Source organism: Hymenobacter cheonanensis (assembly GCF_030581075.1).
Taxonomy (GTDB): Bacteria; Bacteroidota; Bacteroidia; order Cytophagales; family Hymenobacteraceae; genus Hymenobacter.
In genome coordinates this window covers 76,144-96,380 of sequence record NZ_JAUQSW010000001.1, presented here as the reverse complement: position 1 = coordinate 96,380, position 20,237 = coordinate 76,144, and the positions used below count along the sequence as shown (strand labels likewise).

Sequence of the window (20,237 nt, the reverse complement as noted above, 5' to 3'; positions counted from 1 at the left end):
CCGCCAGTCTTTTTTGTGCGTGTCTACCGGGGTGCGGCTGAAATAGAAGGCTAGCGTATAGGGTGCGCGTAGGCCTTCGGCAAACGGCCACCCCCAGCCTATCGTACCTTTGCCCCGGCCCAGTGGCCCTAGCTTTTTGCGCGATGAACAAGATTTACTGCCCCAGCCTGACTGAGTACAAGCGCCGCGTGGCGCGCGTGGTGAATATTGGCGGCGTGCCGCTCGGCGGCGACTACCCCATCCGGGTGCAGAGCATGACCACCATCGACACGATGGACACGCAAGGCTCGGTAGAGCAAACCCTGCGCATGGTGGCGGCCGGCTGCGAGTACGTGCGCATCACGGCCCCTAGCGTGAAGGAGGCCCAGAACCTGCTGGAAATCAAGAAGGAGCTGCGGGCGCGCGGCTGCAACGTGCCCCTCATCGCCGACATCCACTTCACGCCCAACGCCGCCGAGCTGGCCGCCCGCATCGTGGAAAAGGTGCGCGTGAACCCCGGCAATTACGCCGACAAGAAGAAATTCGAGGAGATAGACTACACCGATGCCAGCTACGCGGCCGAAGTAGAGCGCATCCGCGAGCGGTTTCGACCGCTGGTGAAAATCTGCAAGGAGTATGGCACCGCCATGCGCATCGGCACCAACCACGGCTCGCTGAGCGACCGTATTCTGAGCCGCTACGGCGACACGCCGCTCGGCATGGTGGAGTCGGCGCTGGAGTTTTTACGCCTCTGCGAAGAGGAGAATTACTATGACGTGGTGCTGAGCATGAAGGCCAGCAACACCCAGGTAATGGTGCAGGCCTACCGCCTGCTGGTGCAAAAGCTGGATGAGGAAGGCTTGCAGCCCTACCCGCTGCACCTGGGCGTAACCGAGGCCGGCGAGGCCGAAGACGGCCGCATTAAGAGCGCCGTGGGCATTGGCACGCTGCTCGAAGACGGGCTAGGCGATACCGTGCGCGTGAGCCTCACCGAAGTCCCCGAAGCCGAAGCTCCAGTAGCTAAAATGCTCATCGACCGCTACGTAGACCGCGCCGCCGTGGCCCGGCCCATTCGGCCACTGCTGGTTGAGGAGCCGATTAACCCCTTTCAGTACCACCGCCGCACCACCCACGAGGTGCTGAACTTCGGCGGCCTGAACGTGCCCCGCGTGGTGGTGAGCCTGGCCCAATTGCCGCAGCTCGACTACGCCGACCTGCGGGCCGCCGGCCACCTCTATTCGGCGTTTCTGGACAAGTTTCAAATGTCGGACCAGGGCGCCGACTACATCTATACCGGCGAGCGGCCGGTGGCGTTTATGCTGCCCAATGGCCTGAAGGAAATCGTGAACTACTCGGCCTGGGTCGATGCCGGCCAGCGCCCGCACCACTACCCGGTGCTCACGGCCGGCACCTACATGGAGGGCTTCCTGCGGCACCCGCAGCTGAATTTCCTGATGGTGGACCTCGATACCCTCGACGCCAACCTGCTGGCGCACCTGCGCCACGACCCTACGGTGGTGCTGGTGCTGGCCACCACCAATGCCCACGCCATGCCCGAGCTGCGCCGGGCGTTTTTTGCGCTGCTAGCCCAGCAAGTGACTTGCCCCGTCGTTATTGCCCGCTCGTATCCCGACCAGCCGCTGGAGCAAACCCAGCTCGATGCCGCCACCGACATCGGCGGCCTGCTTATCGACGGCCTCGGCGATGGCGTGGTGCTGGGCCCCGAGCTGCTAGCCCCCCGCTCGCAGGCCGAGTGGCTCGATACTATGAGCCACCTCAACCAGCTGAGCTTCGGCATCTTGCAGGCCGCCCGCACCCGCATGAGCAAGACCGAGTACATCAGCTGCCCGAGCTGCGGCCGCACGCTCTTCGACCTGCAGGAAACCACGGCCATGATTCGCAAGCGCACCGACCACCTCAAGGGCATCAAAATCGGCATCATGGGCTGCATCGTGAACGGCCCCGGCGAAATGGCCGATGCCGACTACGGCTACGTGGGCGTGGGCAAGGGCAAAATCGCTCTCTACCGCGGCCAGGAAGTCATCAAGAAAGCCGTGCCCGAAGCGCTCGCCGTGGATGAGCTGATTGAGCTAATGCGCGAGGACGGCAAATGGATAGAGAAGGAAGTGGTGCCCGCTTAGTTTTAAGCAGGAGCCATGCTTGACTTCCGCTTTATTCCCGACGAAAAGCCGATGCACGCCCGGGGCTTGGGCTATGCGGGCGGTATTGAGTATGAAGAGTTTGAAGAAGCCCGTAAATTAAAAATAATCGAAAATCACCTCGATTATTATGGGAAGTTTCGGTGGATAAGTCAGAACATAGAGCATAAATGCGCGTTGCTGACGCCTGCTGTCACGGCCGCTATTCCTAACCTAGCCAGCATACTGAAGCAGGCGTTTGCGGCTGATTGCGGGCTAGTAGCTTTTGGTGATTAATATGCGCACTATGGTAGCACTCCAGCACTTACAGGAACAAGGCTTCGCGCTTGTACCTCAACTCTATACCCTAGACGAAATAGCCTCCCTGCTAAGCTGCATTGAAACGGCGCCCGCCGCTAGCCCCAATTTTCGGCGAAGCCAGGACGTGTTTGCCATCCGCAACTTGCTGGGCGAAATACCTGCTTTAGTGCCCCTGCTGCATACAGTCGCGCTTCAGGCGTTGCTAGCCGAGCTATTTCCGGCCGGCTGCCACCTCACCAAGGCCATTTATTTCGATAAGCCTGCGCAATCGAATTGGCTTGTGGCCTGGCACCAGGATTTGATGGTGAACGTAGACCGGCGTGCCGACCTGCCCGGTTTTGGCCCCTGGACTGCCAAGGCGGATTGGGTGGCCGTGCAGCCTCCGGTAGCGGTGCTGGAAAACACCGTTACCATTCGCCTGCACCTCGACGAGTGCGATGCCAGCAACGGCGCGCTCAAAGTGGTGCCCGGCTCGCACCGCCACGGGGTGGTACCCGCCGAAACTATTGCTAGCCACACGGCGGCGGCAACAGTGTGCCCCGTGCCCGCCGGTAGCGCCATGCTGATGAAGCCCTTGCTGCTGCACGCATCCAACCGCAGTACCAGCGACCGCCCACGCCGGGTCATTCATCTCGAATTTTCCGCGGTGGAATTGCCCGCCGGGTTAGCCTGGCGCGAGCGCCAACCGCTGGGCACTAGGGTCGTAGCGTAGTTGGGAGGAACTTACTTACACTGCTCCTTGCGCCGCGTGTCGATGATATGGGCGATTTTCCAGCCGCCGGCCAGCTTCACCAGTTGAAAGGAATCGTAGCCGCAGTGGCTGAACTTGGGGCCCAGGTAAAACTCGTAGGGCGCCCACACGCTGGCCAAGTTGGCATCGATGAGCACGCGCTCGAACTGCACCCGCTCGTCCCACACGGCGGGGTGGGGCGTGGCCACGGCCTTCAGGAAATCAGTTATTCGCTCGGTTTCCAGGGTGGTGGGCTGGCCGGGCTTGGTGCCGAGGGCGTGAAAAACTGCGCCCGGGGCCAGGGTGCTACGCACCAGCGTGCTATCGCCGCGCCGCATGCCATCGAAGAATGAGGTGATGGTTTGCCGCACGTCCTGGGTTTCGGCGGAGGCGGTTTGGGCGTGGGCGGCAACTGCGGGGCCTAGCAGGCAGCTAAGCAGCAGGGCGGCGAAACGATTTTTCATAAGCGTAAAAAACGGGCGGCTGGCATAGGCGAAGCAAATTAGTAAAAATCAATCCTGGCCCAGCTCTGCTTCGTGAGGCAGCTCTACGCGGGGCAGGGCGGCCACGGGCGTGGGGCGCCGCTCTTCGGGCACGGCGCGGCCTTGCAGGGCTAGCTGGTGGCGGGCCTCGTCAAACTCGCCCTCGCTTTTGGCGATAACCAGCGTGGCCACGCCGTTGCCGATGACGTTGGTGATGGCCCGTGCCTCGCTCATGAAGCGGTCGACCCCAAGCAGCAGCGCCACGCTCTCGACCGGAATGGCCTTGGTGGCCGCCAGGGTAGAGGCCAGCACAATAAAGCCCGAGCCCGTGACGCCCGCCGCACCCTTGCTCGTAACCACCAGAATGGCAATCAGTGAGAGCTGCTGCGTGAACGAAAGCGGCACGTTAAAGGCCTGGGCCAGAAAGATAACCGCGATAGAAAGGTAGATGGATGTGCCATCGAGATTGAATGAATAGCCGGTCGGAATAACCAGCCCCGCCACCGAGCGCGAGCAGCCGTAGCGCTCCATTTTGTCAATCATGCGCGGCAGGGCCGACTCGGACGAGGAGGTGCCCAGCACCAGCAAAATCTCTTCTTTTATAAAGCGCAGGTAAGGCCCCAGCCGCAGCTTGTAGGCGCGCAAAATGAGGTTGAGCACCCCAAAAATGAACAGAAACATGGTGGCGTATACCACCAGCATGAGCTTGCCCAGCGGCAGCAGCGTGGCCAGCCCATACTTGCCAATAGTGAAGGCCATGCCCCCGAACGCCCCAATGGGCGCCAGCTTCATCACCAGGGCCAGCACCGCAAACATGGCGTGCGAGAGTCGGTCGAACGTCTTGACCAGCGGCTGGGCCGGTGCCCCTAGCCGGTTGAGCGCCAGCCCAAACAGCACCGAAAACAGCAGCACCTGCAAGATGTCGCCCTTGGCGAAGGCGCCCACCACGTTGTCGGGCACGATGTGGGTGAAGAACTCGACCCAATTCATCTCGCCGGCCTGGGTGGTGAATTTGGCGGCCTCGGCCGTTTTGCTGCTGTCGTGCAGCACGGCCTGGGCGGTGGCCTGCACGCCCGCGCCCGGCTGCGTAAGGTTGGCCACCCCGATGCCGATGGCCAGGGCTAGCGTGGTCACGACTTCAAAATACAGCAGCGCTTTGCCGCCCACGCGGCCCACCTTCTGGAGGCTGCCCATGCCCGCAATGCCCAGCACCACCGTCAGGAAAATGATGGGCGCAATCAGCATCTTGATGAGGCTGATAAACGTGTCGGCCAGGGGTTTGAGGGCCGCGCCGAACTGCGGAAACAGGCCGCCCACCAGCACGCCCAGCGCAATAGCCGCCAGCACCTGCACGGTGAGGTTAGAAGAAAAACGTTTCATAAGTGGAAAAGGCCAGTGGCTCGCACAAGTGCCGCAAAGCTATCGGCCAGGCCGGCCAGGGCCGCCGCACCACCGAATAAATCCGGATTTTTGCTAATCTTTCCGGCCCGGGCAGTGTTATCTTGGCACACCCATTTCGCCCTGTCATGAACGGTAAAAACCTTTTTAACTTCGGTCCCGCCCTCGGTTATTTCTTTCGGGGCAACGACCCTAGCCGCAAGACGAACTTCAACCTGCGCACCATGCACTTCATCAATAAGCTGAGCATGGCCATGTTTCTAGTGGGCTTGTGCGTGCTGCTCTACCGCTGGTTTTTGCGCTAAAAAGCTGGCCGCATGAACATCGAAGACTACCGCGACTTCTGCCTGAGCCTGCCCGGCACCACGGAAGAAACGCCCTTCGGCCCCGATACGCTGGTGTTTAAGGTGGGCGGCAAGATATTCGCTCTCACCAACTTGCAAACCTTCGAGAGCTTCAACGTGAAGTGCGAGCCCGAGCGGGCCGTGGAGCTGCGCGAGCGCTACGACTACGTGCTGCCCGGCTTTCACATGAATAAAAAGCACTGGAATACGGTGCTCGTGGGCACCGGCGCTACCGATGCGCAATTGCGCGAGTGGCTCACCGGCTCGTACCAGCTCATTGTGGCCGCCTTGCCCAAGGCCCTGCGGGCCGAGTTGCAGGAAGCTGCCGAGTAACCCCCTAGCCGTATGCAGATTAGCAGCCGATTTTCCGTAGCCGTGCACGTGCTCACGCTGCTGGCCGTGACGCCCGCCGGCGAGCTGCTGACGTCGGACCGCATGGCGGGCAGCGTCAATACCAACCCGGTGGTAATCAGGCGCATCCTGGGCCAGCTCAAAAAAGCGGGGCTAGTGGAAGTGCGCGCGGCCGTGGGCGGCACGTACCTGCGCCGCGCCGCCGCCGATATCACGCTGCTCGATGTGTACCGGGCCGTGGAAGTGGTGGAGGGCGACCTGTTTAGCGTGCACGACAAGCCCAACCCCAAATGCCCGGTGGGCCGCAATATTCAGGTGGCGCTCGACGACACGCTGCGCCGCGCCCAGGCCGCGCTGGAGCAGCAGTTGGCCGGCGTGAGCGTGGCCCAGGTGGCGGCCGGTATGAGCGAGCTGGTGGGCTAGCGCTTTTTTTTGCGACCTATTGTAACAATAGTAGTTACAATAGAGTTGTTACGGTATACCTTTGCAGCCGCCGCGCTGGCTTGCCAACGGTGCGTGCCTTAATTTACTAACTCTCAATACTGAACGTATGAAAATTGCCCTCCTTGGTGCTACCGGCTTCGTTGGTTCGCGCCTGCTGCACGAAGCCCTCACGCGCGGCCATCAGGTTACGGCCATTGTGCGCGACCCGGCCAAGCTCACCGAAAAGAACGACCACCTAACCGTGGTAACCGGCGATGTAAATAACCCCGAGCAGCTAGCCCAGGAGCTGGCGGGCCACGAGGTGGTGCTCAACGCCTTCAGCGCGGGCTGGACCAACCCCAACCTCTACGACGATTTCCTGGCCGGCTCGCGGGCCATCGAAAAGGCGACGGTGGCGGCCGGCGTGCCGCGCCTGTTTGCCATCGGCGGGGCCGGCAGCTTGTTTATCAATGGCCAGCAGCTGGTAGATGGTCCCGATTTTCCGGCTAATATCAAGCCCGGGGCCCTAGCCGCCCGCGACTACCTCAACGAGCTGAAGCAGAACACTCAGCTCGACTGGACGTTCTTCAGCCCCGCCATCGAGATGCACCCCGGCATCGACACCGGCCGCACCGGCCACTACCGCCTGGGCACTGAAAGCCCGGTATTTAACACCGAAGGCCGCAGCATTCTTTCGGGCGAAGACCTGGCCGTGGCCGTGCTCGACGAGCTGGAGCAGCCGAAGCACAGCCGCCAGCGCTTCACAGCGGCTTATTGAGAATGTCCTAAGCAGTTGACAAACCAAAAAAGGCCGTCATGCTGAACAAAGTGAAGCATGACGGCCTTTTTTGGTTTGTCTGGGTAGTTTTACTGCCCTACCAGGAACACGGCGTTGCCAAACAGCAGCTTGCCGCTTTGCCAGAAGGCGCGGAACAGCGGGTTGTCGCCGAGGTACACAATCTGGCCGCGCCCGAGGTCCTGCTCGCCCAGCACGAAGGTATCGACCAGCTCCTTGCGGGCCTTGGTGCCCGCAAAGCCGGCGTAGTAGCCGTTTTTCTTGATAACGCCCACGTTCCAGCCGCCTTTGCCTAAGAACCTGTAGCTGAGGGGTGTGCGAATGAGAGCCGGGTAGGTGTCGCCGTAGCCGAAGGCCAGCGGGTGGGTGTTGTCGAGCTGCACGCGGTAGATGGTGCCGAGCGCCTGGTCCTCGGTGTTTTCGCGGTCGGCGGCGCCGTAGCGGCGCAGCGTGGCGTAGGGGTTGGCGGCTTCGGCCTTGCGCACGGCCACCGAGTCGGCGGTTTTGGCTTTGAGCAGGAAATCCTTCTTATTGGCCAGAAACTTCATGGCGCCCTCCATCGCGATGAGCTTGCCGCCGCCGCGCACCCAGGCCTTGAGGCTTTCGAGGGCCGCAGTGGGGTAAATGTCCTGGTAATTGCCATCGGGCAGGATAAGCACGTCGATTTTCGACATGCTCACCCGGCTCAGGTAATCGGTGCCGAGCACCGTAATCGGGTAGCCGAGCTGCTGCTCGAAGAAGTGCCACACCTCACCGAAGGCCGTGGCATCGACGCCGGGGCCGGCCACTACGGCCACGGTGGGCGTCTTCACAAAGTGTACCGAGCCCGAGCCCAGGTCGTGGCCCGTGGTCGAAAAGCCCGTTTTTACAGCCTGCACCACCGAGCCGGCCGAGTCGGCCTGCGCCCGCACGAGCTGGTCGAATCTGGGGCCCAGCGCCTCGTTGCCGGTGCGCGTGATGATGAGCGTGCCGGGCGCATATTTCTGCCCTTCGGCCTCAAAGGCCTGCTCGGCAAAGCGTACCTTCACCTTCTGCTGCAAAAGTTTGCTCAGAAAGCGCACATCCTGCAAATTGTTCCAGCGGGCGAGGTAGGCGTAGGGCCGGGCATCGGCGGCCGCGCTGCCCTTTACCACGGGCTGGCTAGGGGTGGGGCCGCTGGCATCGAGGCGCTGGGCGAGGGCGTAGGCCTTCACGCCAAACGAGTAGGGCAAGGCCCAGGAGGTAATGTCGTAAGTAAGCGAGTCTTCGAGCTGCGGGCGGGGCTCAAACAGCACTTTTACCAGGGTCGATTTGGGCTGGTACATGCTCACCAGCACGTCGTGGGGCTGCACGGTTATGTCCTCGGTTTTGCCGCTGGCGTAGCTGTAGCCCTTGGTTTTGAGCTGCTTGGGCGCAAAGCCGTAGCTGATGTTCTGGCGCTCCAGGTACTGCGTCAGCATGCGCAGCTGGCCGGGGTCGTTGCCCGAGGCTAGCACGTAGGTTTTGTAGGTGCCGCCGGGCCTGGTTTTGGCCGTGGTGAAGTAACTCTGAAACTCGCGCAGCAGGTCGTCGTGGCGCTCGGCGGTGGCCTGAATGGTGGCCCGGCTGGCCGCGTGGTGGTGCGCAATGCGCTGGGCCAGCGTCAGCGTGTCGCCGTCGATGCGGGCATAGGCCACGCCGGCCGGGCCGCCGCCGCCCTGCTCGTAGGTCATGCCGATGGCGCCGTTGAAGCTGGGCCAGGTATCGCCGTAGGTCGGCGCGTACAGGTCATAGACCTCGCGGGTGAAGTAGAGCCAGTTGTTCTTGTCAAAGGTGGCGCGGTTGTAGTCGCCAATCACGTTCTGAAACTGGCGCTGCCAGGGCGTAATATCCTGGTGGTAGGGCTTGGCCGCCGGCGAGAAGTAGTACGAGTTGTTCGGCCCCATCTCGTGAAAGTCGGCGTGCACCTGGGGCAGCCACTTGTTGTAGAGCACAATGCGCTGGCGGCTTTCCTGCTGGGTTTGCCAGGCCCAGTCGCGGTTCAGGTCGAAGTAGTAGTGGTTGTAGCGCCCACCGGGCCAGGGCTCGTGGTGCTCCCACGAGTCGGGGCTGGCGTTCACGCGCTGGTTGCGCACGCGGTTGTACCAGTTCACGTAGCGGTCGTGGCCGTCGGGGTTCACGCAGGGGTCCACCACGATAACCGTGTTTTTGAGCCAGTCCTGCATCTGGGTGTCCTGGGGGTTGGCCAGGTCGTAAAGCACCTGCATTACCGCCTCCGAACTCACCGCCTCGTTGCCGTGCACGTTGTAGCTGAGCCAGCACACGGCCGGCAGCTGGCGGTCGGCGGCGCCGCTTTCGAGGCTGGCCAGGCGGCGGTCATTCTGCTGAATAGCAGCCAGCCGCCCGAAGTTTTCGGCGCTGCCGATTTCAACTACTTCCAGCGTGCGCCGCTCATAGGTCTGGCCGTAGCGCGTAATGCGCATTTGGCCGGGCGAGTGGGCCACCACGTGGGCCGCGTAGCGCAGCACATCGGCCTGCGGCGTAAACTGGCTGCCCAGCTTATAGCCCAGAAACTGGTCGGGCGTGAGCAGCGGCCCCGCCGCGTCGGCGGCCGAGGTAGCAAGGGGCGGCGCCGTTTGGGCCGCGCCGGCCAGTGGCAGGGCTAGCCCCAGCAGCAGCCCCAGGCCCAGCTGGCCGGCTACGCGCGCCGCAGCTTGCCCCTGAGAGAAGAAAGAAATCATCAAAGAAATAAATAGACGGTATGCGAGTGGTGCAAGGACCAGCCCAGCCTCGCAAAGATGCTTAGCTTTTCGCCAGGTTGGGTCGTTTGTTGAACCACGGCCGCGCCCGCTCCAGCTGGCCCGCCAGGCGAAATAGCACGTCCTCGGCCCCGAGCCGCGCCATAAACTGCACGCCGCAGGGCAGGCCATCGGCAGTCCAGTGCAGGGGCACCGACATGGCGGGCTGGCCGGTGAGGTTGGCCAGTTGGGTGTAGGGCGTCTTTTCGAGGTTTTGCTCGGCCAGCTTCTCCACTAGCCCCGAGCGCCGGATGAGGCCACCCAACCCAAACGTATTCACCACTTTGAGCAGCTTTTGCTCGAAGGGCTTGGGCTGCAGCTCGCCAATGCGCACGGGCGGCGTGGCTAGGGTGGGCGTTAGCAGCAAGTCATATTTTTCGTGAAACCGGCCCATGCGGCGGGCGTGGTCGTTCCAGGTCTGGCGGGCGGTGGCAAAGTCGGCGGCCGAGTAGGTGCGGCCCAGCAGGCCGAGCAGCCAGGTGGTGGGCTCCACATCGGTGGGCCGGGCCGGGCGGCCCAGCACCTTGGCCAGGCCCGCAATGCTAGCCCCGGTTTCGCCAAAGTAGAGCATGAGAAAGGCGCTGGCCACGGCCCGCCCGTCGAAGGGCAGCGGCACTTCGTCCACGTCGTGGCCCAGGCTGGCGAGCAGGCTGGCGGCCTCGCGCACGGCCGTGGCGCACTCCGGGTGCAGGGGGCGGCCCAGTGGGTGGCCGAGGGTGAAGCCAATGCGCAGCCGGCCGGGCTCGCGGCTCACCTCCTCTAAATACGGCCTAGCTGGATTGGGCAGGAAGTACGGCGCGCCCACGTCGGGTCCCTGCGTGGCGTCGAGCATGGCCGCGCTGTCGCGCACCGAGCGCGTAAGCACGTGCTCTACGGCGGCACCCTGCCACTTTTCGCCCTGCTCGGGGCCGGTGGGCACGCGGCCCCGGCTGGGCTTCAGGCCAAACAGCCCGCAGCACGCCGCCGGAATGCGAATGGAGCCGCCGCCATCGCCGGCCCCGGCCACCGGCGTTATGCCCGCTGCCACGGCCGCGGCCGCGCCGCCGCTGCTGCCGCCCGGCGTGTGGCCCAGGTGCCAGGGGTTGCGGCAGGGGCCGTAAAGCGCCGGCTCGGTCACGGCCAGCAGGGCTAGTTCGGGCGTGCTGGTTTTGCCCAGAATGTTGACGCCTGCCGCCTGCCAGCGGCGCACCAGCTCGGCATCTTCGGTAGGCACGAAGTGGCGCAGCGCCCGGCTGCCGCCGGTGTGCGGCACGCCCGCGTACTGCGCGCCAAAGTCTTTCAGCAAAAACGGCACGCCGCCGAATGGGCCGGCCGCCAGGCCACGCGCTGCGCGCTGCCGGGCTTGCTCGAATAGCTTGAGAATAACAGCATTAATGTGCGGGTTTACGGCTTCGGCGCGGGCGATGGCGGCGGCGCACAGCTCGGCGGCCGTGAGCTGGCCCCGGCGCACAAGGTCGGCCATGCCCAGGCCATCGAGCTGGTCGTATTCGGTGGGAGAAAGCATGGCGGCAAGATAGCAGCCCCACCCCCGGCCCCTCCCCTGCGGGGGAGGGGAGTCTGACGTTCGCTAGTGTCGGCTTGCGACTGGTTCCCCTCCCCCGCAGGGGAGGGGCCGGGGGTGGGGCTGCCGCCAAAACGAGCCCCCGGCCTATGCATCTGCTTGTTTACTTACCACGTCTTTATCCTCAATTATGAAAAAGCTCTTACCCCTCTTTACCGCGCTGGCCCTGCCGCTGGCCGGCCTGGCTCAAACCAGCCCGCGCCCGCTCAACCTCACCGACCTGGCCCGGCTGCGCGACGTGGCCGACCCCAACCTTTCGCCCGACGGCGCCTGGGTGGCCTACACCGTGACGCGCATCGATACGACCACCGACAAGCGCGACGCCGACGTGTGGATGGCCCGCACCAATGGCTCCCAAAACCTGCGCGTTACCACCAATCCCGCCAGCGAAACCAAGCCGCGCTTCAGCCCCGATGGCAAGTACCTGAGCTTCGTCTCGGGCCGCAACGAGGAAGACGGCGGCAACGCCCAGCTCTGGCTGCTGAACCGCGCCGGTGGCGAGGCCGAAAAAGTGACCAAGCTCAAAGGCAGCGTGTCGGACTACATCTGGAGCCCCGATGGCCAGCGCATCGCGCTCATTATTCGCGACGCCGACCCCGACTCGCTCACCGCCGCCCAGAAGGCCAAGAAGAAAACCGCGCCGCCCATCGTCATCGACCGCTTCCAGTTCAAGCAGGACGTGGATGGCTACCTGAACAACCAGCGCCAGCACCTCTACGTGTTCGACGTGGCCACGCGCCGCCTCACCAACCTCACGCCGGGCAAGTACGACGAGAACCTGCCGGCCTGGAGCCCCGATAGCAAGCAATTGGTATTCAGCAGCAAGCGCGGCCCCGACCCCGACCGCCACGACAACTACGACCTCTTTATCATCGACGCGCAGGCCGGCGCCACCGCCAGGCCCCTGCTCGCCACCGACGTGCCCGAAAGCGCGCCCAATTACGGCAGCCGCCCCGTTTTCAGCCCCGACGGCCGCCGCATCGCCTTCGTGCAGGGCGGCCCCAAAGAGCAGCTCGTGTACGCCCTGCACCAGCTCATGGTGGTGGATGTGGCCGGCGGCCCCGCCCGCGCCCTCACCGCCGGCCTCGACCGCAACACCACCCAGCCGCAGTGGAGCGCCGATGGCAAGAGTATTTACTTCCTGCTCGAAGACGACCGCGCCGAGTCGCTGATGCGCGTGCCGGCCAGCGGCGGCAAGCTCGAAAAAGTGCTGGCCGGTCCGCGCCAGGTGGGCGATTTTGACATGGCCGGCAAGGGCACCACGGTGGTGCTCAGCAGCCAGCCCCAGCAGCCCACCGAAGTTTATGCGCTGGACAAAAAGGGCGGCTTGCTCCCCTTATCCAAGCAGAATGACGCCTGGCTGAAAGGTGTGTCGCTAGGGTTGGTCGAGCCAATGCAGGCCAAGAGCAAGGATGGTACGCTGGTGAGCGGCTTCACGGTGAAGCCGGTAGGCTACCAGGCCGGGCGCAAGTACCCCACCATTCTGCGCATTCACGGCGGGCCGGTATCGCAGTTTGGCTACGGCTTTTCGTTTGAGTGGCAATACTTTGCGGCCAATGGCTACGCCGTGGTGGTGGCCAACCCGCGCGGCAGCTCGGGCCGCGGCCTGGAGTATAGCAAGGCCATTTTTGCCGACTGGGGCAACAAGGACACCGACGACGTGCTGGCCGTGGTAGACTACGCCGTGGCCCAGGGCCTGGCCGACCCCGACAGCCTCGGCGTGGGCGGCTGGAGCTACGGCGGCATCATGACCGACCAGGTTATTGCCCGCGACCAGCGCTTCAAGGCGGCCGTGAGCGGCGCCAGCATCGCCAACGTGCTGGCTGGCTATGGCACCGACCAGTACATCCGCGACTATGAAACCGAGCTGGGCACGCCCTGGAAAAACCCCGACGTGTACATGCGGGTGTCGTACCCCTTCTACCACGCCGATAAAATCCACACGCCCACGCTCTTCGTGTGCGGCGAGAAGGATTTCAACGTGCCCCTGCTCAACACCGAGCAGATGTACCAGGCCCTCAAAAGCCTCAACGTGCCCACGCAGCTCGTCATTTACCCCGGCCAGTTTCACGGCGTCACGACCCCTAGCTACGTGAAGGACCGCTACGTGCGCTACCTGGGTTGGTATAATAAGTACTTGATGCCCAAGGGTTCGGCAATGGGCAGCACGGCGGGTGGGCAGTAGCCCGAATTTTGTAGCTAGTGCTCACAAGCAGCGCTCGGCTGAACTTACGCCACGCGCTGTTTGTAAGCACTAGCTACTTGTATCTTGCACTATGAGCCAGGTCATTCTCACCGTACCCGACGAGCAGCTTGCGCCTTTGCTGAAGGTGCTGAAAGCGCTCCCGTTTGCCATCAAAACCAAAACTGTAGCCCCGCCCAAGCCCAAGCAGTACACGCCCGCGCAGCAGGAGTGGGTTGATGATTTCCGCGAAGCACTTCACGAAGTGGAGCTGCACCAGCAGGGAAAAATCAAGTTGCAGGACGCTCGGGACTTTCTGAATGAGCTTTAGAATAGTCATCACCGATAGCTTCCGCCGCCCCGGTAAGCGGCTGGGTAAGAAATATGCGTCATTCAAAGCTGATTTTGCGGCGCTTTTGGATGAGTTAGAAGAAGCCCCGCAAACTGGCGAGCCGCTGGGCCGCGACTGCTACAAAGTGCGAATGAGTATCGCCGCCAAAAACAAAGGCAAAAGCAGCGGAGCCAGAATAATAACCTGCGTTAAAATTGTAGGCGAGACTGTTTATCTACTTACGATTTACGACAAATCCGAACAGGATTCTATTTCGGACGGCGAGCGCGACGAGCTGTTGCGCGAAAACGGGTTGTTGTAACATGAGAAATGCCCGCTGCACATGCAGCGGGCATTTCTCATGTTACTGTCATTCAATACGTCCGTCATGCTGAGCTTGCCGAAGCATCTCTATCGCACCGTCGAGCGGTTTGGGTGAAGCGGTAGAGATGCTTCGACTTCGCTGCGCTACGCTCAGCATGACAGACATAAAATGAGTTACACCACCACGTTCACCATGCGGCCGGGCACCACTACCACTTTCTTGGCGGCCTTGCCGTCGCCGAAGCGGGCCAGAAAATCCGATTCCAGAATGGCGGTTTCGATTTCGCTGGCGGTGGCGGTGGCGGCAAACTGGCGCTGCTCGCGCACCTTGCCGTTGATGGCCACGGGGTAGGTCACGTTGGCTTCCACCAAATATTCCTCGCGGAACTCGGGGTACTGGGCGTAGCTGATGCTGCCGGGGAAGTGGCCCAGCTCTTCCCACAGCTCTTCGGCCAGGTGGGGGGCGAAGGGCGAGAGCAGAATCACGAGCGGCTCCAGAATGGCGCGCTTGTGGGTGCCGAGGGCCGTCAGCTCGTTCACGGCAATCATGAAGGTGCTGACGCTGGTGTTGAAGCTGAACTTCTCCACGTCCTGGGCCACCTTCTGGATGACGCGGTGCAGGGTTTTCAGCTCGGCGGGGCTGGCGGGCTCGTCGGTCACGGCCAGCGCGCCGTCTTCGGGGTGGAAGAGGCGCCAGAACTTCTTGAGGAAGGTCGCCACGCCGCTGATGCCGTTGGTATTCCAGGGCTTAAACTGCTCCAGCGGCCCGAGGAACATTTCGTAGAGGCGCAGGGCATCCGCGCCATATTGGGCCACTAAAACGTCGGGGTTGACAACGTTGAACTTGGCCTTTGACATTTTCTCGACTTCCCAGCCGCTTACGTAGCGCCCATCTTCTTCAATGACAAATTCAGCCAAATTATAATCAGGACGCCATTTTTTAAATGCACTAGTATCCAGTACATCGTTATTTACAATGCTGACATCGACATGCAACGGAGTGAAATAAGCATAGTTCTCACCGTGCTTAGCTGGACGAACAGTTCCACCATTGTTATTGCCAATTTTCGCAAGCTCCAAATCAAAATACTTGACGATTGAATCGCCTTTTGAGTGAGGCTTAGACAATTCATCTACAATATTTTTTGAGACAAAAATTGGGGGAAAAGAGTGATTTTTATCTTCTTCAATCTCATCGGGTGCTCCAATTGCTGACCAACTAGCATTCAACCGATACACAAAATTCGACCGGCCCAAAATCATCCCCTGGTTAATCAGCTTCTGGAAGGGCTCATTAGCCGTCACCAGGCCCAAATCCTTTAAAAACAGGTACCAGAAGCGGGAGTAGAGCAGGTGGCCGGTGGCGTGCTCGGCGCCGCCCATGTAGAGGTCTACCTGGCCCCAGTACTGCTCGGCTGCCTCGCCCACGAAGCGGTCGGCGTTGTGCGGGTCCATGTAGCGGAGGTAGTACCAGCTGGAGCCGGCCCAGCCGGGCATGGTGCTCAGCTCGAACTCGTACTGGCCTTTATACTTCCAGTCTTTGGCGCGGCCTAGCGGGGGCTCGCCGGTTTCGGTGGGCTTGTACTCGTCGATTTCGGGGAGCACGAGCGGCAGGTCGGCTTCGGCCACGCCGTAGGCGGTGCCGTCTTTGTAGTAAATCGGGATGGGCTCGCCCCAGTAGCGCTGGCGACCAAAGATGGCGTCGCGCAGGCGGAAATTCACTTTGCCCTTGCCTAGGCCCTTTTCTTCGAGGTAGGCGATGAGGGTGGCGGTGGCTTCCTTGTAGCCCAGGCCGTTCACGATGCCCGAGTTGATGTAGCGGCCTTCCTTGGTGGGGTCGGCCTGTTGGTCGAGGTCCTTTTGGGCGTCCGAAATGGCCGGGATGGGCAGGTCGAAGTGCTTGGCGAAGAGGTAGTCGCGCTGGTCGCCGCTGGGCACGGCCATTACGGCGCCGGTGCCGTAGCCGGCCAGCACGTAGTCGGCCAGCCAGATGGGCACGGGCGTGCCATCGACCGGGTTAGCGGCGTAGGCACCCGTGAATACGCCCGATACGGTTTTGACGTCGGCCATGCGGTCGCGCTCCGAGCGGCGCTTGGTGGCGGCGATGTACTCATCCACGGCCCCGCGCTGGGCGGGCGTGGTGAGGGTATCGACCAGCTCGTGCTCGGGGGCCAGCACCAGGAAAGTAGCCCCGTAGATGGTATCGACGCGGGTGGTGTAGACCTTGATGACGGCGGCCGGCGCGTCCGGTAGGGCCGGGGGGGAGCCCGCCGGGGCTACCGGACGTCCGGTAGCCTCGGGCGCGACCCGCCCGGCCTCACCGGGCGTTCCGGTAGCCTCGGCGGGGCCGTGCCCGGCCTCACCGGACGTCCGGTTGGGCTGGGCGGCGGCACCGCTGGCCGCACCGGACGTCCGGTGGGCCGGGGCGGCAGGCTCGCCCGCCGCCCCGGCCGGCAAAACGGGGAACGATACCTCGGCCCCGATGCTCTTGCCAATCCAGTTGCGCTGCATCTCCTTCACGGCGTCGGGCCAGTCGAGGGTGTCCAGACCCTTAAGCAGGCGGTCGGCGTAGGCCGTGATGCGCAGGTTCCACTGCGGCATGAGGCGGCGCTCCACGGGGTAGCCGCCGCGCTCCGAGAGGCCGTCTTTTACCTCGTCGTTGCTCAAAACGGTGCCTAGCGCGGCGCACCAGTTCACGTAGGTATCCTGCTGATAGGCCAGCCGGTAGGGGAGGATGGCGGCGAGCTTCTGCTTTTCGGTGAAGCTCTGCCACTGGCCGGCCGTGAAGTCGTGGCGGTCGGCATCATCACCGGCGGCGCGGATGCCGGCGCTGCCGCTCTCGGCAAACTTCTCCTGCAAGGTGCGGATGTGCTCGGCCCGGTCGGTATCGAGGTTGTACCAGCTATTGAACAGTTGGAGGAAAATCCACTGCGTCCACTTGTAGTAGCTGGGGTCGGAGGTGCGCACCTCGCGCTCCCAGTCGTAGCTGAAACCCAGCTGCTGAAGCTGCCGGATGTAGGTTTCAATGTTCTTCTCGGTGGTCACGGCCGGGTGCTGGCCGGTCTGGATGGCATACTGCTCGGCGGGCAGGCCAAACGAGTCGAAGCCCATGGGGTGCAGCACGTTGCGGCCTTGCAGGCGCTGGTAGCGCGCCACAATGTCGGAGGCAATGTAGCCCAGAGGGTGCCCCACGTGCAGCCCCGCCCCGCTAGGGTACGGAAACATGTCGAGCACGTAGTATTTGGGCTTATCGGAAGCGTTGTCGGCGCGGAAGGTGTGGTGCTGCTGCCAGTGGTCTTGCCACTTTTTTTCAAGCTCTTGGGGGCGGTACGCGGGCATTTCGAAGGCTGGTTATTCGCGCAAAGGTACGCAGCCCCACCACGTGGCCCACGCGCCGGCGTGGGGAAGCCCGGACATTAAAACGGGCTTAAAAGTCGTTAAAAATCAAATTAAAACGGCATTCTGCTCGCAACCGGGGCCGATATTTGCAGTATAATTCATTCAACGCTCATTTACCCGGAGCATCGCGCAGGGCCCTTGCCGGGCCGGCGGCCACTACCGGCCGGCTGCGGAAGTAAGAATGCCTAACCAGTATGGCCCACCACGCTACTGCCGGCCTGCCACCGCCCACGCCCTGGCAACGCCTCACCCGTATGCTCGATACCGAGCGCAGCACCATTCGCTACATCATTTTTTACGCCGTTATCACGGGCCTCATCAGCTTGTCGCTGCCGCTGGGCACGCAGGCGGTGTTCAACCTCGTGTCGACGGGGGCCGTGTTCAGTTCTACCTACATTCTGGTGGCGGTGGTGGTGGGCGGCGTGCTGCTGGGGGGCATTTTGCTGGTGGGCCAGATAACGCTGGTGGAAGCCATTGAGCAGCGCATTTTTGCCAAGGCCGCCATCGAGTATGCCTACCGGCTGCCGCGCATCAAGCCCGAGGCCCTGCACGGCCTGGACCCTAAGGAGTTAGTCAACCGCTTTTTTGACATCCTGACCATTCAGAAGGGGCTAACCAAGCTGCTGGTCGATGTCATGTTTGCGGTGCTGCAAATTTTGATGGGTGTGATTGTGCTCTCCTTTTACCACCCCATTTTCATTGGATTTGGGCTGTTTACCATTCTGGCGCTAGGCTTTGTGTACATGCTCAACTACCGGCGGGCGCTGCGCACGAGCATCGAAGAATCGGCCTACAAGTACGAGCTGGTGGCCTGGCTCGAAGAAGTGGCCGGCCGCCTCGACGAGGTGCGCGGCAACGATGCCGAGGAGCACAAAACCCTGGCCCGCGCCGACGAGCTGACGGCGGAGTACCTGCACGCCCGCAACGCGCACTTCCGCATCCTGAAATCTTACTACAACTACGGCATTGCGCTGCGGACCATCCTCACGGCCGGCCTGCTGATTGCGGGCACGCTCTTCGTGGTATCGCGCCAGATGACGCTAGGCCAGTTTGTGGCCGCCGAGGTGATTATCGTGATGATTAGCGGCTCGATAGAGAAGCTGATGACCAGCATCAATACCATTTTTGACGTGCTGACGGCGGTAGAGAAAGTAGCCGCCGTAACCGACCTGCCCCTGGACGAGCACAAGAATTCCATTGCCTTCGAGAATGCTTAATTTATCCAACCAAAGCGTCAGGGAAGAGGTGTGGGAGCACGTGCCCCGGCAGTCGCGCCCCGAGCTGCTGCGCACCTACGCCAGCCGCAAGCTGGGCCGCATCCTGCTGGTAATGGGCCTGGTGTTTCTTGTTATCCTGTTTTTGCCCTGGCGCCAGACCATTTACGGCTCGGGCAGCCTCACGACCCTGGCGCCCCAGGACCGGCCCCAGAACGTGCAAAACCAGATAGCGGGCCGCATCGAGCACTGGAACGTGCGCGAGGGCCAGTTTGTGCACCGGGGCGATACGCTGCTCACGCTCTCCGAAATCAAGGACGAATATTTTGACCCCAACCTGCCCACGCGCCTGCGCGAGCAGCTGGCCGCCAAGCGCGCCAGTGTGGGGGCCTACCAGTCCAAAATAAACGCCACCGACCAGCAGATTGCCGCTCTGCGCGCCACGCTGGATGTACAGCTCGAAGCGGCCGCTAATAAAGTAGAGCAGGCCCAGAATTACCTCAACAGCGACCGGGCCGACCTGGTGGCTATCACTACCTTCTACGAAACGGCCAAAGCCCGGCTGCTGCGCTACGAAGAAGGCTACAAAAACGGCTTGTTTTCGCTCACCGATATCGAAACGCGCCGCCTCAAGCTGCAGGAAGACCTCGCCAAGGTGACCTCGCAGCGTAACAAGGTGAGTAGCAGCTTGCAAAACCTGGCCAACGCCCGCATTGAACTGGCCAACCTGCGCGCCAAATATGGCCAGGACCTCGCCAAAGCCAATTCTGACCGCAGCACGGCTGTTTCGAGCCGCGTGAGCTACGAAGGGGAGGTCGCCGCTACCCGCAATAAAATCAGCAACGTGGAGGTGCGCCGCAGCCTCTACGTGGTGCGCGCCCCCCAAACCGGCTACATCGTGCGCGCCCTCAAGGCGGGCATCGGCGAAACCATTAAGGAAGGCGAAAGCATTGCCACGCTCCAGCCCGAGGCCCCGCTGCTGGCGGCCGAGGTCTACGTGCGGGCCATGGATGTGCCGCTCATTCAGCGCGGGCGCACCGTGCGGCTGCAATTCGACGGCTTCCCGGCCATCCAGTTTTCGGGCTGGCCTTCGGCGGCGGTAGGCACGTTTGGCGGCGAAGTAACGGTGATTGACGTGGTGAGCAGCCCCGGCGGCAAGTACCGCCTGCTGGTGCGCCCCACCCAGCCGCAGCCCGGCGACCGCCCCTGGCCCCGGCAGCTACGCCTGGGCTCGGGCGTGCAAGGCTGGGTTATTCTCGATTCGGTGCCCGTGTGGTACGAAATCTGGCGGCAGCTCAACGGCTTCCCGCCCACCCTTAGCACCGAGCCCGACGTGACGCCGGTGAAGGGCGAGGGAAAGGAAAAAAGCAAGTAGGTTATGATGAATAAGTTAATTGCTTTGTTTGGATTGGGTACTTTTCCTGTGTTGGTGAGCCCCACCCCCGGCCCCTCCCCTGCGGGGGAGGGGAGCCACGGCGGCGCGATACTACAATCGTCAGGCTCCCCTC

Annotated in this window: 17 protein-coding genes; 12 read left to right on the top strand and 5 right to left on the bottom strand. The window is 62.5% G+C overall.

Translation table 11 applies throughout. The features are described from left to right. Window positions 1–143: 143 nt before the first annotated feature. From ispG to Q5H89_RS00440, 3 genes are read left to right on the top strand one after another with little or no spacing between them, the layout of a single operon-like run. Window positions 144–2,120 carry a (E)-4-hydroxy-3-methylbut-2-enyl-diphosphate synthase gene (gene ispG, locus Q5H89_RS00450; protein WP_305017312.1) on the top strand — a complete coding sequence of 659 codons (1,977 nt, stop codon included), beginning with the start codon at window positions 144–146 and terminating at the stop codon, window positions 2,118–2,120. Between the two features lie 15 nt (window positions 2,121–2,135). Then, window positions 2,136–2,414: a hypothetical protein gene (locus Q5H89_RS00445; RefSeq protein WP_305017311.1), complete on the top strand. Its 279-nt coding sequence runs from the start codon at window positions 2,136–2,138 to the stop codon at window positions 2,412–2,414. A 10-nt stretch (window positions 2,415–2,424) separates the two neighbouring features. Continuing rightward, window positions 2,425–3,150 (top strand): phytanoyl-CoA dioxygenase family protein, encoded by a 726-nt coding sequence (locus Q5H89_RS00440; protein ID WP_305017310.1) that lies wholly within the window; start codon window positions 2,425–2,427, stop codon window positions 3,148–3,150. Between the two features lie 11 nt (window positions 3,151–3,161). Here the strand turns inward: Q5H89_RS00440 and Q5H89_RS00435 are convergent, their stop codons facing one another. Together Q5H89_RS00435 and Q5H89_RS00430 are read right to left on the bottom strand one after the other, a co-directional pair. Continuing rightward, the gene (locus Q5H89_RS00435; RefSeq protein WP_305017309.1) at window positions 3,162–3,632 is read right to left on the bottom strand and encodes a nuclear transport factor 2 family protein; all 471 of its coding nucleotides are present in this window, start codon (window positions 3,630–3,632) and stop codon (window positions 3,162–3,164) included. Between the two features lie 48 nt (window positions 3,633–3,680). Continuing rightward, window positions 3,681–5,030 carry a dicarboxylate/amino acid:cation symporter gene (locus Q5H89_RS00430; RefSeq protein WP_305017308.1) on the bottom strand — a complete coding sequence of 450 codons (1,350 nt, stop codon included), beginning with the start codon at window positions 5,028–5,030 and terminating at the stop codon, window positions 3,681–3,683. Between the two features lie 146 nt (window positions 5,031–5,176). Between Q5H89_RS00430 and Q5H89_RS00425 the strand changes: the two genes are divergently transcribed. The 4 genes from Q5H89_RS00425 to Q5H89_RS00410 all read left to right on the top strand — a co-directional run bounded on the left by Q5H89_RS00425 (window position 5,177) and on the right by Q5H89_RS00410 (window position 6,944). Then, complete coding sequence (locus Q5H89_RS00425) at window positions 5,177–5,353, top strand: DUF6728 family protein (RefSeq protein WP_305017307.1); 177 nt, start codon at window positions 5,177–5,179, stop codon at window positions 5,351–5,353. Between the two features lie 12 nt (window positions 5,354–5,365). Beyond that, entirely contained in the window at window positions 5,366–5,725 is a 360-nt protein-coding gene (locus tag Q5H89_RS00420; RefSeq protein ID WP_305017306.1) for an MmcQ/YjbR family DNA-binding protein, read from the top strand. Between the two features lie 12 nt (window positions 5,726–5,737). Further along, the gene (locus Q5H89_RS00415) at window positions 5,738–6,166 is read left to right on the top strand and encodes an Rrf2 family transcriptional regulator (protein ID WP_305017305.1); all 429 of its coding nucleotides are present in this window, start codon (window positions 5,738–5,740) and stop codon (window positions 6,164–6,166) included. Between the two features lie 127 nt (window positions 6,167–6,293). Next, window positions 6,294–6,944: an NAD(P)-dependent oxidoreductase gene (locus Q5H89_RS00410; protein WP_305017304.1), complete on the top strand. Its 651-nt coding sequence runs from the start codon at window positions 6,294–6,296 to the stop codon at window positions 6,942–6,944. 89 nt (window positions 6,945–7,033) lie between these two features. Here Q5H89_RS00410 and Q5H89_RS00405 read toward each other — a convergent pair whose 3' ends face one another. Both Q5H89_RS00405 and Q5H89_RS00400 read right to left on the bottom strand, forming a co-directional pair. Further along, a complete protein-coding gene (locus Q5H89_RS00405) occupies window positions 7,034–9,661 on the bottom strand; it encodes a M14 metallopeptidase family protein (RefSeq protein ID WP_305017303.1) in 2,628 nt (875 codons plus the stop codon). A gap of 61 nt (window positions 9,662–9,722) precedes the next feature. Continuing rightward, window positions 9,723–11,222: an amidase gene (locus tag Q5H89_RS00400; protein WP_305017302.1), complete on the bottom strand. Its 1,500-nt coding sequence runs from the start codon at window positions 11,220–11,222 to the stop codon at window positions 9,723–9,725. Window positions 11,223–11,409: 187 nt separating this feature from the next. On the opposite strand from Q5H89_RS00400, the gene Q5H89_RS00395 reads away from it, so the two are divergent. The 3 genes from Q5H89_RS00395 to Q5H89_RS00385 all read left to right on the top strand — a co-directional run bounded on the left by Q5H89_RS00395 (window position 11,410) and on the right by Q5H89_RS00385 (window position 14,114). After that, on the top strand, window positions 11,410–13,464 hold the full coding sequence (locus tag Q5H89_RS00395; protein WP_305017301.1) for a S9 family peptidase: 2,055 nt from the start codon (window positions 11,410–11,412) through the stop codon (window positions 13,462–13,464). Between the two features lie 91 nt (window positions 13,465–13,555). Continuing rightward, window positions 13,556–13,792: a hypothetical protein gene (locus Q5H89_RS00390; RefSeq protein ID WP_305017300.1), complete on the top strand. Its 237-nt coding sequence runs from the start codon at window positions 13,556–13,558 to the stop codon at window positions 13,790–13,792. Next, window positions 13,782–14,114, top strand: a complete 333-nt coding sequence (locus Q5H89_RS00385) for a hypothetical protein (protein ID WP_305017299.1) — start codon at window positions 13,782–13,784, stop codon at window positions 14,112–14,114. The genes Q5H89_RS00390 and Q5H89_RS00385 overlap by 11 nt, the downstream gene beginning before the upstream one ends. 176 nt (window positions 14,115–14,290) lie before the next feature. On the opposite strand, the gene Q5H89_RS00380 is transcribed toward Q5H89_RS00385, so the two are convergent. Continuing rightward, the gene (locus Q5H89_RS00380; protein ID WP_305017298.1) at window positions 14,291–17,455 is read right to left on the bottom strand and encodes a leucine--tRNA ligase; all 3,165 of its coding nucleotides are present in this window, start codon (window positions 17,453–17,455) and stop codon (window positions 14,291–14,293) included. Between the two features lie 254 nt (window positions 17,456–17,709). Here Q5H89_RS00380 and Q5H89_RS00375 point away from each other — a divergent pair, with 254 nt between their 5' ends. Both Q5H89_RS00375 and Q5H89_RS00370 read left to right on the top strand, forming a co-directional pair. After that, on the top strand, window positions 17,710–18,732 hold the full coding sequence (locus Q5H89_RS00375) for an ABC transporter transmembrane domain-containing protein (RefSeq protein ID WP_305017297.1): 1,023 nt from the start codon (window positions 17,710–17,712) through the stop codon (window positions 18,730–18,732). Continuing rightward, entirely contained in the window at window positions 18,725–20,104 is a 1,380-nt protein-coding gene (locus Q5H89_RS00370; protein ID WP_305017296.1) for an HlyD family secretion protein, read from the top strand. Before Q5H89_RS00375 ends, Q5H89_RS00370 begins: the two co-directional genes overlap by 8 nt. Window positions 20,105–20,237: the final 133 nt, after the last annotated feature.